Genomic DNA, 12,856 nt, shown 5'->3' with positions numbered 1-12,856 from the left:
CGCTCGGCCCCCACGCCTCTCGAATCGGAGGAGACTATTCCAGCCGTCGTCGGAATCGCCAGATGCTCACGCCGAAAACGGTCACCCCGAACGCTAGCAGTGCCACCATCTGCGGCCACAGGACGGCGATTCCCGTCCCCTTCAAGAACACCCCACGCACGATCTCTAAGAAATACCGCACGGGGTTGGCATAGGTGAGATATTGCACGAGCACGGGCATGTTGCGAATCGGAAAGGCGAATCCACTCAGCGTGAAGGCCGGCATGAAGAAGAAAAACGAGGCGAGCATCGCTTGCTGTTGCGTTCGAGAGATCGTCGAGAGGAGGACGCCCACCCCGAGTGTCGTCAAGACGAAGAGGATCGCTCCCAGCATGAGAACGAGCACGCTCCCTCGAAACGGAACGCGGAAGATGAGCAACGCCGCGCTCGTCACCAAGACGACATCAACGAGGCCGACGATGGCGAACGGTACGGTCTTCCCGAGGACGAATTCCACCGGACGAATCGGCGTCACGAGAAGTTGCTCCATCGTCCCCAGCTCGCGCTCGCGCACGATGGCCATCGCCGTGAGGATCAATGTGACAATGGCGATGATGTTGACCAGAACGCCGGGGACGAAATAATTCCGGCTGCGGAGATCGGGATTGAACCACACGCGCGTTCGCACATCCAGCTTGGGGACAACGATCGGGGCATCGCGGTCGAAGGCGAGCGCTCTCAGCGCGCGGTGTTCGCGCTCGGCCATCACCTCGTCGGCGTAGCGAAGGACGACGCGGGTCGCGTAGGTGGTGAGGATGGAGGCCGTGTTCGAGTTTGTCCCCTCAATGAGGATTTGCACGGCGGCCGTCTCCCCTCGCCTCACCTGCTCGGCGAAGCCCGGCTGCACGCGCACGAGCATGAGGATGCGCCCGCGATCCAGAAGCTCACGTCCCTCATCCTCGCGCGTTGGGGTGGCGACTATGCGAAAATGGGGCGATCCCTCAAAGGCCGCCCGCAAAGCGCGACTGGCCGGCGTCCGATCCCCATCCATCCACGCGATCGGCGCGCGCTCCACATCCAGATTGACGGCATAGCCGAAGATCATGAGCTGAATTACTGGCGGCAGAAACAGCAGGACGCGCATCCGCGGCTCGCGCAACGCCTGCCGCCACTCTTTCCGAATCATCTCCCAAAGGCGATCCCACATCTCACGCCAATCCTCGTCGCACGCGCCGTGTGGCGAGGGCGAAGACCGCTCCCGCGTATCCGATCAGAAACGCCACCTCCCCCACGAGCATCTCCAGGCTGATCCCCTTCAGAAAGAGACCACGCAAGATCACGATGAAATATCGCGCGGGGATGAGATAAGTCAGCCCCTGCACGATCGGCGGCATGTTCTCGATGGCGAAGATGAAGCCCGAGAGCAGGAAAGTTGGCAGGAATGACGTGATCACGCCCAATTGATACGCCAAGACTTGCGAGCGCACGAGCGCGGAGATGAACACCCCCCACCCAAGCGCGCCAAAGAGGAAGAGCCCCCCCATCAGGAGAACCTCAAGCGGATTGCCACGCAGTGGCACGCGAAAGAAGAAGACCCCCACCACGAGCGCGATGAGCAGATCGAGCACTCCGATGGTGAAGAACGCGAGCATCTTCCCGAGAACGATCTCAGAAGCTCGCACCGGCGTCGAGAGCAGTTGCTCCATCGTCCCCACCTCCCATTCGCGCGCGATGGTGAGCGAAGTGAGTAACGCGGCGATGATCATCAGGATGATGGCGATCAACCCGGGGACGATGTAATTGCGCGACCGAAGCTCGCTGTTATACCAGACGCGCACGCGCGGATCGAGCGGGGGCTTCATCGGCTGTCCCGTCGAACGCCGCAAGACGGACACTTGCCATTCCCCGGCATACGTCCGCAGCACGGTCTCCGCGTAGCCAAGAGCGATCGAAGCTGTATTCGAATCGCTCCCATCCAGGAGCAGTTGAATGGACGCCCGCTCCCCGCGAAGCCACCGGCGCGAATATTCGGAAGGGATCACGAGCGCCATCAAGCAACGGTTGCGATCCATCTCGCGCGCGATGCTCGCTTCATCTTCGACCATGCCGATCACCTCGAAGAAGCGCGAGCCGGCGAAGCGGGCGATCAACTCCCGACTCTGTGGGCTGCCGTCGGCATCTCGCACGAGCATGGGGATGCGATCAACGTCCAGGCGCAACGCATATCCGAACAGAAGCAATAAGACGACGGGCACGGCGAGCGCGAGCAGGAGACTCCTCGGATCGCGTCGAATGTGGAGGAACTCTTTCCGAGCGACCGCCCATGTCCGTCGCCACGTCACCGTTCGCTCCGCTCCTTCTCTTCGATCAGGGCTACGAAGACGTCCTCCATCGAAGGCGGGACGACTTCCAGTCGAGAGAGCGCGATCCCTCGGGCGTGCAAGAGTTGTCGAATCCGTTCGCTCGCCCGATGTGGATCGCGAACGCGAAGATGAAGACCGGGGCCAGAGAAAGCGATCTGTTCGACCGTCGCCTCCCGCTCGAGCGCCTTCGCGCTCTCCAACACATCCGAGGATTCGACGCGCAGGAACACCACCGAGGAGAGCGCTCGGGCGAGAGCGGCTGGGGCATCGAGCGCGACGATCCGCCCTCGGTGCATGAGGGCCAACCGATGGCACCGTTCCGCCTCGTCCATATAATGCGTCGTCACCAGGATCGTACGACCGGCCTCCGAGAGGCGCGCGATCATCTCCCAGAATTGACGGCGCGCGATCGGATCGACGCCCGCGGTCGGTTCATCCAAGAAGAGGATCGGCGGCTCATGCACGAGCGCGCAGGCGAGCGCCAATCGTTGCCTCAAGCCCCCAGGGAGCACGCGCACGAGCGCGCGCCGTCGCGCGGTGAGCCCCGCCATCTTCAGGACCTCCTCCAGGCGCTCGCGCCGGCGTTCGCGCGCGACGCCATAGAGGCCACTGAAGAACTCCACGTTTTCCTCGACGGTCAAATCCCCGTAGAGGGAGAACCGCTGCGACATGTAACCGATGCGCCGCTTGACGTGTTCGGCATGCGTCGGGACATCGAGGCCATCTACGCGCACCCGTCCCTCCGTCGGCAGGAGCAATCCGCAGAGGATGCGAATCGTCGTGGATTTGCCCGCACCGTTCGGCCCGAGGAGCCCGAAGATCTCTCCCCGCCGCACGCGAAAGCTGATGTGATCCACGGCGACGAACGCGCCGAATCGCTTAACCAATCCCTCGACCTCGATGGCCCAATCCTCTCCCCTCGATCCGCTCATGCGTCCCTCCTGAGTGGCTCGTGCTGGCGGATCAGAGCGATGAAGACGTCTTCCAAAGAAGGGACGAATCGTCGCACCGTCACCTCAGCGATCCCGTGGGCTTCCAGCGCGCGCTTGACAGTCTCCGGCGAAGCACACGTGGGATCGAAGAAGACACGAAGAGCGGCGCCGAAGAGTTCGACGCTCACGAGGCCCTCGCAGTGTTGAAGCACGCGTCGCGCCTTCGCGTGATCGGGCGTCAGGATCTCGCACCCCCGTTCAGAGAATTCGCTGCGCAGCGCTTCGGCTGGAGCGCACCTGAGCACCCGCCCGCGATACAGGAAGCCGAGGCGCGTCGCCCGCTCCGCTTCCTCGAGATAAGCCGTCGTGAAGACGATCGTCACTCCTTCCCTTCGCAACTCAGCCAGGAGCGCCCAGACGTCTCGCCGAGAGATCGGATCAATGCCGGTCGTCGGCTCGTCCAGAAAGAGGATCTGCGGACGATGTATGAGCGCACAAGCCAGTGCGAGCTTCTGTCGCATGCCGCCGGAGAGCTGATGGGCTCGGTATTGGCGAAACGGCTCCAAACGCGTCACGCGCAAGAGATCCCCCATGCGCGCTTCGCGCACTCGGGCCGGGAGACCATAGAGATCGGCATAGAAGCGCACGTTCTCCTCGACCGAGAGATCGTCGTAGATCCCGGGACGCTGAGCCACATAGCCGACGTGCTCCCGAATCAGCTCGCGCTGTCGGCGCACATCGTATCCGACCACCTCGATCTCCCCCGCCTCCGGCTCTAACACCCCGCAGAGCATGCGGAGCACCGTCGTCTTCCCCGCCCCATCGGGTCCCACGAGGCCGAAGATCTCCCCCCGCCGCACTTCCAGATCGAGACGCTCCACAGCCACTAACTCCCCAAAGCGCCGCGTCACCCCGCGTGCGCGAACGACGATGTCCGTGGAGATGCGTTCCATCGTGCTCCGGCCGCGTCTCCGCTTACGGACGCTCTAAGAGGATCTCGGCCGTGACCGGCATATTCACCTTGAGTTCCAAATTCGGGTTCTCGACCTCGATCTTGATCCGGTAGACGTAGCGGACGCGCTCTTCCGGCGTCTGAATCGGCTTAGGCGTGAACTCGGCCTCTGAAGCGATGAACGAGACGCGCCCCCAATAAATCCGATCGGGGAAAGAATCGGTCGTCACCCGAACGCGCGCGCCGAGCTTCACCCGTCCGAGGTCGCGCTCGCCGATGTAGGCCCGCACCCACGGGCGTCGTAGATCCCCGAGGGTGAGGATCGTCGCGCCCGCGGCGACGACTTCCCCCACTTCCGCTACCTTCGTCAACACGATACCGTCGAAGGGTGCCGTGACGACCGCCTCTCGCAACTGCGTCTCAATCAGTGCCAGCTCAGCGCGCGCGCGTTCGCGCTCGGCCTCGCGCATCGCCAATTCCTGCTCGCGGCGGCGCACCTCCAGACGCTGCGCTTCGGCCTGACGCATGGCCGCGCGCGCTCGCGCGACTTGCGCGCGCGCCGCCTCGATCTGCTCTCGCCGCGGTCCTTCCAGCAAAAGGGCCAATCGTTGCTCGGCCTGCTGGAGTTGAGCGCTCGCCTGTTCATAGCGCGTCCGCGCCTGGTCATAGTGCGCCGTCGAGATCTCATCGCGTTCATAAAGCGTCCGCGCGCGCTCCCAATCTCGCTGCGCGCGCTCCCATTCGGCGCGAGCCGCTTGTACGGCCGCGCGCGCTTGCTCGATCTCCTGCGTGCGGGATCCCGCGAGCAACTCCCGAAGTTGCGCTTCGGCTTGTTCGAGGGCGGCCTGCCGCTCGACGATCTGTGCCTCGACGGTCTCACGCAGATGAGCGATCGCCGTGCGTAGTTGCGCCACTTGCGATTCGGCGATACGGAGAGCAGCCACCGCGCGATCCCGCTGCCGTTCCAGAGTCTCGCGATCGAGCCGCGCAAGCACCGCTCCCCGCCTTACCATTTCTCCCTCGCGCACGGGAAGCTCCACGATCCGCCCCGAGACCTTGAAGGCGATCTCCACCTCCGTCGCCTCCACGTTTCCGAAGACGAGGATCCGATCTTCCAGCCCGCGCCCCCGCCAGATCAAGAATCCGCCAAGGATTCCCCCTCCCCCGAGTCCCACCAGGAGCACGATGAGCCATCGTCGTCTCATATCGGTAATGCGTCCACGAGATCTTCCTTCGCGCGATCGGCGACGAGCGCCCTCTCATCCCCCCTCGACAGCTCGCCCCACCATCTGGCGATATTGCAAGCGATAGAGTCGCGCATAGAGGCCATCTCGCCGCAATAGCTCCGCGTGCGTGCCGATCTCTCGGACGCGCCCTTTGTGCAATACGATGATCTGATCGGCTCGCTGAATCGTCGAGAGCCGATGCGCGATGATCAGACTCGTGCGCCCGACCAGCAGCGTCTCCAGGGCCTCGTGGATGAGCCCCTCCGTGCGCGGATCCACGCTGGCTGTCGCTTCATCCAAGATGAGGATCGGTGAATCGAAGCAGAGCGCTCGCGCGAAGGCGATCAATTGCTTCTGCCCCGTGGACAAGCGCGCGCCTCGTTCGCCCACCTCCGTGTCATACCCCCTCGGCAAGCGCTCGATGAGTTCCTGCGCGTGAACGCGACGCGCCGCTTCGCGCACCCGCTCTTCCGAGAAAGTCGTCTCGCCCAAGCGAATGTTCGTCACGATGTCGCCCGAGAAGAGGAAGACATCTTGCGGCACCAAGGCGAAAGCGCGCCGCAAGGCCTGCAGGTCCCACTCGCGGATGTCCACGCCATCGAGTAAGATCGCTCCTCGCTGCACGTCATAGAAGCGAAGCAGCAAGTGCGCGATCGTCGTCTTGCCCGCTCCCGTCGGCCCGACGAGGGCGACCGTCTCCCCAGGGCGCACCTCGAAGGAGACGTCGCGCAGGACCCACTCCTCCCCTTCATACGCAAACCACACGTGACGAAATGCGAGGTGCCCCCGCACATGCCGCGGCCGATATCCTCCTCGCGAGACAATCCCCACAGGCGTATCGAGCAAGGCGAAGATGCGCTCGGCGGCCGCCATCGCCGATTGCAAGATGTTGTACTTCTCGCTCAGATCGGAGATCGGCTGGAAGAACCGCTGCGAGAGTTGCACGAACCCGATCAACGCGCCGAGCGTCACCGAGCCGGCCAAGACCTGATGCCCGCCGTACCAGATGATGAGGGCGATTCCGATGGCGCCCACCAGCTCCACGGCTGGGAAGAAGACGGCGTAGTAAAAGATCGTCTCCAGATGAGCGCGACGATGATCGGCATTGAGGCGATCGAAGCGCTCGAAGCTCCGCCGCTCTTCATTGAAGAGCTGGACGGTCGCCATGCCGGTGATGTGTTCTTGCAAGAATGCATTGATGCGGGCGATGCGCGTGCGCACTTCGCGATATGCTCGACGCGCGTTCGTTCGGAACCACATCGTCACGAGGACGAGCAGCGGAAGGACCAAGAAGGCGGCCAGCGCCAAGCGCCAGTTCAAGTAGAACATGAGGCCGACGATTCCCAGCAGTAGGAAGATGTCCTGGACGAAAGCGACCACGCCGGCCGTGAACAGCTCGTTCAGCGCATCCACGTCCGTCGTCAAACGCGTCATCAATCGGCCCACCGGATTGCGATCGTAAAATCGCACGTCCACCCGCTGCAGATGATCGAAGATTTGCTGCCGGAGATCGAACATGAGCCGCTGTCCGAGCGTTTGCACGAGCATCGTCTGGCCGTAGGTGAGGGCGAATTGCACGAAGAGCGCGGCGAGAAAGAGCCCTCCGACCAGATGCAGACCTTCGAGCGGAGAGAGCGACCATCCCAGAGCTTGCCACAAGCGCTCGGCGAGCGCGGCCACAGGACTCACCGTGGGGCGAGGATGAATGAAGAGGTCCACGGCGATGACCGTGAGGGCAGGCCCAGCAAGTTGAACAAGCGATGTGGAGATGGTGAGGAGGACGGCCACTAGTAATATCCGCCGATGCGGCCGGAGATAGCCGAGGAGCCGTCGCATCAATCGGGCGTCATACGCTCGACCGAGAATCTCCTCCTCCGGAAAGACGTCCATATGCGCGCTCGAACCCGTGAAACTACCAATCCACCGGAGCGCGCGTCAAGCGCGAGGGATGCTCACCTCCTCGACGGCCCATCGCCTCGCGACCGCCGAGAAGAGGATGAGCGTGGGAATCTCCACGATCGGTTCGATCAACTGGCTGAGCGCGACGATCGGATGCTCGGGGAAGAGGACCACGGCAAGCGGCAAGACGAGTGGTGAATTCCGCGCCATCACCGTGCAGGCCAACGCCAACGCGCATTCCCGCGGAAAGCGAAGACTACGCGCTATGACCTGCGAGAGCGTCAGCGAGAGTATGTAGAAGAGCAGCATCGGAGGGGCGAGCCGCAGAAAGAGCGTGGGATGAGCGAGGACGATCCGCCCATGGCTGGCGAACATCGCCAGGACAACAAGGGCGAGCGCCCAAAACCCGAGGCGCGTGATGGCGGGCAGCTCCCCCCACCGCTTTCGAAAGAGCTGCGCGGCCACAAGCGGAATGACGGCATAAGCGAGCAATGCTCGCCCGATCTCTCCCATCTCCACCGGCAGCCACGCCGACGTGAAGAGCCAGAGATAGACGGGCAGGAGCGCGACCTGCAAAATCAGATTCCACGGCAATACGGCGAGATTGCGCGCCACATCTCCGCCGACCAAATGCGTGAAGATCAAATACCAATCCGTGCACGGCGTCAGTAGGGCCAAGAAGAGTCCGACGCGCAACTCCGGCACATCCGGCAGAAAGAGACTCCCCAGCAAGAAGGCGAGCACCGGCGCGCTCCCGAAATTCAGTCCGATGACCGTGAGCACGTATCGCCGATCGCGCGCCGCTGCGCGAAGCCGCCCCAGCGGGACGCGCGCGAAGATGGTGAAGAGGACGATCACGAGCAATGGCGTGATCGCGCGCTCGGCCATCGGCGTCACATCCGGCCATCTCAGGGAAGCGAGCGCGCCCAAGCCGGCGGCGCCCAATAGCGCCGCCGGCTCTTTCAAGTCTTCCCAGAGCGGAGATCGTCTCACAGCCTCGCCCTCGCGACCCTCGATTCTAGAAGACGATCACCCGGCGCATCAAGCGAGGGCTTCACCCGGCGCCCCACAGGCGCTCTCCCAATGAGCGTCACTGTAGCCCATCACCCCCCCGAACGGATATAATCCTCCCCGACTCTGCGAGAACGAAAGGAGGCGAATGAATGAGCCGACGGGTGGCCGAACGCTGCGAGCAGATCGGATTCTCTGAGATCGCGCAAATTCGCAATCGCATTCTGGAACTTGGGCCCGAGGCACGACTCCATCCCCTTCACGGAGGAGAGCCCTTTTTCGAAACGCCGGAATTCATCCAAGAGGCCGCCATTCGCGCCTTGCGCGAGCATCGCACGCGCTATGCGCCCTCAAGCGGTATCCCGGAATTACGCGCGGCGATCGCCGAGAAAGTGCGTCGGAGAAATCGAATCCCAGCTGAGCCGGAACACGCGACCGTCACCAGCGGTGGGCTTCACGGCCTGCTCGTCGCGTTCTTGGCAACTGTGAATCCAGGCGATGAGGTCCTCGTCTTCTCTCCCTATTGGACGCCAATCAGGGATGTCGTCGCGCTAGCCGGGGGACGACTGCGCCTCGTCAGTTGGATGGAAGCTCGTCACGAAGGGTTCCGACGCGCGCTCGAACGCCACGCGACGCCGCACAGTCGCGTCCTGCTGGTGAATACGCCAGCGAATCCGACGGGCACGGTCCTCACCGCCGAAGAGATGCGCGCGATCGCCGATTTCGTCCGCGAGCGCGATCTCGTGGTGATCTCCGACGAAGCCTACGAAGACCTCACGTTCGAGATGCCGCACATTTCGATCGCCTCGCTCCCGGAGATGTTCGAGCGGACGCTGAGCGTCTTCACCCTCTCGAAATCCTACGCCATGACGGGATGGCGCGTCGGATACGTTGTCGCTCCCGAACCGTGGACGAGCGCGATTCGAAAGCTCGTCCTCAACACGATCAATGTTGTGAGCACGCCAATGCAATGGGCTGCCGTTGCGGCGCTCACCGAAGGCGATGCTTTTCTCGAACACACACGCGCAGCATATCGCATGCGACGCGACCGACTCGTCCAAGGGCTTCGCGCGCTCGGCTTCACGTGCGATCTCCCGCAGGGGACGTTCTATGCTTTCCCGAACGTGGAGCGCGTCCTCGGACCGAAGAGCTGGGATGCTTTCGATCTGCTGCTCAAGCGAGCGGGCGTCTCGACCGTCCCCGGCGTCGTCTTCGGCCCGCATGGAGAAGGCCATCTGCGATTCACGTTCTCGGTCCCCATGGAGACGATCGAAGCGGCCTTGGGAGCGATGCGCACGATCGTGTGATCGCCGCGCGGGGATCACGCCGAGGGCCAGCGCCAGGTGGCGAGCACCTCAGCGATTTGGTCCAAAGCCCATGCCGCTTCTGCTTCGGTGATGACATATGGCGGCATAAAGTAAAGCACGTTGCCCAGAGGACGCAACAACAGCCCGCGTCGTAAGAATTCGGCGGAGAGCATTGGGCCCACGCGGTCCAAATATCCCTCGGCGGCCTTCGTCTCCTTCTCCCGCACCAATTCCACGATCCCCACGCCGCCGATGACGCGGACATCTCCGACATGCGGCAGCGCGCTGAGCGGCTCCAACCGTGCGCGAAGCTGTCGTTCCAGAGCCGCGACGCGCGCCAGCACTCCCTCCGTGCGAAACAGATCCAGACTCGCGATGGCAACAGCACACGCCAACGGATTCGCCGTATACGAGTGGCCATGGAAGAACGTTCGACGCCGATCCTCGCTCAGGAAGGCCTCGTAGACTTCCTCCGTCGTCGCCGTCACTCCCAGAGGGAGATACCCCCCGGTGATCGCCTTCGACAAGCAGAGAATGTCCGGACGCACGCCGGCATGCTCGCATGCGAACATACGTCCGGTTCGCCCGAATCCCGTCAGGACCTCGTCGGCGATGAGCAACGTGCCGAATTGGTCGCAGAGCCGTCGCACGCCGATCAAAAACTCGACGGGCCAAACGATCATGCCCCCCGCGCCTTGGAGCATCGGTTCGATGATGACGGCTGCGACGCGTCCCTCTTCCTCACGCAGCACGCGCTCGAGATCGCTCAAACACGCGATTTGACAGCTCGGGCGCGTCAACCCTATGGGACACCGATAGCAATACGGTGCGTGCGCCCGCCGCACGGGGAACAGCAACGGCGCGAAAGGCTCAGTGAAAATCGAGAGCTCGCTCACGGACATCGCGCCGATGGTGTCCCCATGATAGGCGTGGTGGAGGGCGACGAAGACCGCTCGCTCGGGATGGCCGCGATTTCCCCAATATTGATAGGCCATCTTGAGGGCCACTTCGACGGCCGTCGAGCCATTGTCGGAGTAGAAGATGCGCGTGAGACCAGTGGGCAGAATCTCCACCAATCGCTCAGCTAACTCGACGGCTGGCCAATGTGTGCACCCAGCGAAGACGACGTGCTCCAACACTTGTGCCTGTCGGGCCAGCGCTTCATTGAGCTTCGGATGGTTATGTCCGTGAATGTTCACCCACCAAGAGGAAATCCCATCGAGCACGCGCCGCCCGTCTTCGGTGTACAGATACACCCCCTCGCCACGTACGATCGGCAGGGGCGGGGGCGCTGTCAACATCTGCGTGTACGGATGCCAAAGGTGTCGGCGATCGCGTCTGACGAGATCACTCATCCCCACCACTCCAGAAGATGCCCTTTCGGATCCAACTCCACTTCCGCCCACGCGCGGAGCGCTTCCGCCGTGAGAGGATCGAAGATCGGCATTTCGCCCAGCACGATGACGTTCCCATACGTCTCGATCGCTTGGCGATTCTCCCGATCTGGCGGTCCGATCATAATGACTCCAGCGATGGGAATCGAACGATGACGCATGGCTTCCAATGTAAGCAGCGTGTGATTGATCGTCCCTAAGGTCGAGCGCGCGGCGATGAGAACGGGTAACGCGAGCTCACGGATCAGGTCCGCCATCAGCTCCAACTCATTGAGCGGAACGAGAACTCCTCCTGCACCTTCCACGATCCATCGAACGTCGCCGGAAGCGCGATCCCACAGCTCTCGAAGCGAGGATACGGTGATTCGCACTCCCGCCCAGCGCGCGGCCAGATGCGGAGAGACCGGACGCGGCAATCGCATCCCGCGATCGAAGACCTCGTGCTCGGCGCACGCCCCCAATACGCGTACCGTCGCCGTATCGTCGTCTTGCTCGATCCCGGTTTGCACAGGTTTCCAATAACAGAGCGGCACTTCGCGACGATACCGATGAAAGAGCGCCGCAGCGGTCACGGTTTTTCCCACGTTCGTATCCGTGCCTGTGACGAACACGCCGCGCTTCATCTCATCTCCCCCTCAGCATAAGTCAGCCGGATCTCAAGATCCGCGCCAACGCGGAGGCGAATCGCTCGGCAATGGCCTCATCCACACCCACATTGACCGAGATGCGCAACCGTGCCGTTCCTGCGGGGACCGTGGGCGGACGGATCGCACGGACATCAAATCCTTCTTCCTGCAACGCCGCTGCGACGGCCACGGCGCGCGCGCTCTCGCCGAGAATCACCGGGATGATCGGCGAATCTTCGAGCGGGATGGCGATCCCTTTCGCCATGAGCTGTTCTCGAAATCGAAGGGCATTCGCGCGCACGCGCATGCGCCGTCCGGGTTCCTCGGCGATAAGCCTGAGCGCCTCATCCAGCGCAGCCGCGAGCGCCGGTGGAGGAGCCGTCGAGAAGACGAACGAGCGCGCTCGTTGGATCAGATACTCGATAGCCCACGCCGGACCGACGACGAATGCCCCGCAGACCCCAAGCGCCTTCCCCGCTGTATTGATCGAGAGGAACACCGCGTCGTCCACCCCCATCTCCTCGATCAATCCACTCCCCCGCTCACCGTAGATCCCGACGGCATGCGCCTCGTCCACGATCAAGGCCGTGCCCGTCTCGCGACACAGCGCGGCATAATCCTGAAGTGGCGCGCGATCCCCATCCATGCTGAAGAGGGATTCGGTGACGAGAAATTTCTGCCCGGGGCCTTGCTCCGAACGCAACAAGTGCGCCAGCGCATCCACATCCCGATGCGGGAAGATGACGCGCCGCGCGCGCGTCAAGCGCATGCCGTCGATCAGGCTGGCATGGTTCCGCTCGTCCGAGAAGACGACGTCATCGGGCTCCAGAAACGTCGTGAGGACACCGAGATTCGCCGCATAGCCGCTCGCGAAGTAGAGTGCGGCTTCTCCTCCCTTGAACGCGGCGAATCGCCGTTCGACATCAGTGAAGATCTGGCGGTGACCGCGAAGCAGACGCGAGGCCGTCGCTCCGCACCCGTAGGTCTGGACCGCTTCCACCATCCGCCGCACCAAACGCGGGTGCGCCGCTAGCCCCAAGTAATCATTCGAGGAGAGATCAATCCCCGACGGCGGATGCAGCGATCGTTTCAGCCCCATCGCCTCCCATGTGGCTAACCGGGCGAGTACCCGCTGACGCAGTTCCTCAAGGTGTGTCATCGCTTCCC

At 63.0% G+C, this 12,856-nt stretch carries 11 protein-coding genes; 1 reads left to right on the top strand and 10 read right to left on the bottom strand.

What is annotated here, in order from left to right:
• Positions 1 to 34 precede the first annotated feature (34 nt).
• The 7 genes from NZ746_08080 to NZ746_08050 are packed head-to-tail and all read right to left on the bottom strand — an operon-like array spanning position 35 to position 8,344.
• A complete protein-coding gene (locus NZ746_08080; protein MCS6817322.1) occupies positions 35 to 1,186 on the bottom strand; it encodes an ABC transporter permease in 1,152 nt (383 codons plus the stop codon).
• A 1-nt stretch (position 1,187) separates the two neighbouring features.
• Positions 1,188 to 2,321, bottom strand: a complete 1,134-nt coding sequence (locus NZ746_08075) for an ABC transporter permease (protein MCS6817321.1) — start codon at positions 2,319 to 2,321, stop codon at positions 1,188 to 1,190.
• Positions 2,318 to 3,274: an ABC transporter ATP-binding protein gene (locus NZ746_08070; GenBank protein ID MCS6817320.1), complete on the bottom strand. Its 957-nt coding sequence runs from the start codon at positions 3,272 to 3,274 to the stop codon at positions 2,318 to 2,320. Before NZ746_08070 ends, NZ746_08075 begins: the two co-directional genes overlap by 4 nt.
• A complete protein-coding gene (locus NZ746_08065; GenBank protein MCS6817319.1) occupies positions 3,271 to 4,227 on the bottom strand; it encodes an ABC transporter ATP-binding protein in 957 nt (318 codons plus the stop codon). The genes NZ746_08070 and NZ746_08065 overlap by 4 nt, the downstream gene beginning before the upstream one ends.
• A 22-nt stretch (positions 4,228 to 4,249) precedes the next feature.
• Positions 4,250 to 5,431: an HlyD family efflux transporter periplasmic adaptor subunit gene (locus tag NZ746_08060; protein ID MCS6817318.1), complete on the bottom strand. Its 1,182-nt coding sequence runs from the start codon at positions 5,429 to 5,431 to the stop codon at positions 4,250 to 4,252.
• 54 nt (positions 5,432 to 5,485) lie between these two features.
• Positions 5,486 to 7,342, bottom strand: coding sequence for an ABC transporter ATP-binding protein/permease (locus NZ746_08055; GenBank protein ID MCS6817317.1), 1,857 nt, complete (start codon positions 7,340 to 7,342; stop codon positions 5,486 to 5,488).
• A 45-nt stretch (positions 7,343 to 7,387) separates the two neighbouring features.
• Positions 7,388 to 8,344, bottom strand: a complete 957-nt coding sequence (locus NZ746_08050; GenBank protein ID MCS6817316.1) for a bile acid:sodium symporter — start codon at positions 8,342 to 8,344, stop codon at positions 7,388 to 7,390.
• A gap of 170 nt (positions 8,345 to 8,514) precedes the next feature.
• Between NZ746_08050 and NZ746_08045 the strand changes: the two genes are divergently transcribed.
• Positions 8,515 to 9,669, top strand: a complete 1,155-nt coding sequence (locus NZ746_08045) for an aminotransferase class I/II-fold pyridoxal phosphate-dependent enzyme (protein ID MCS6817315.1) — start codon at positions 8,515 to 8,517, stop codon at positions 9,667 to 9,669.
• 14 nt (positions 9,670 to 9,683) lie between these two features.
• Here the strand turns inward: NZ746_08045 and bioA are convergent, their stop codons facing one another.
• Genes bioA through NZ746_08030 form a run of 3 tightly spaced genes read right to left on the bottom strand, consistent with a single transcriptional unit; the run spans position 9,684 to position 12,848 of the window.
• A complete protein-coding gene (gene bioA / locus NZ746_08040) occupies positions 9,684 to 11,024 on the bottom strand; it encodes an adenosylmethionine--8-amino-7-oxononanoate transaminase (GenBank protein MCS6817314.1) in 1,341 nt (446 codons plus the stop codon).
• Positions 11,021 to 11,686: a dethiobiotin synthase gene (bioD, locus tag NZ746_08035; GenBank protein MCS6817313.1), complete on the bottom strand. Its 666-nt coding sequence runs from the start codon at positions 11,684 to 11,686 to the stop codon at positions 11,021 to 11,023. Before bioD ends, bioA begins: the two co-directional genes overlap by 4 nt.
• Before the next feature lie 22 nt (positions 11,687 to 11,708).
• Complete coding sequence (locus NZ746_08030; GenBank protein ID MCS6817312.1) at positions 11,709 to 12,848, bottom strand: 8-amino-7-oxononanoate synthase; 1,140 nt, start codon at positions 12,846 to 12,848, stop codon at positions 11,709 to 11,711.
• Positions 12,849 to 12,856: the final 8 nt, after the last annotated feature.

The organism is Blastocatellia bacterium, from assembly GCA_025055075.1.
In the GTDB taxonomy this organism is placed as follows: domain Bacteria; phylum Acidobacteriota; class Blastocatellia; order HR10; family HR10; genus HR10.
This window is presented reverse-complemented; position numbering and strand designations above follow the sequence as displayed.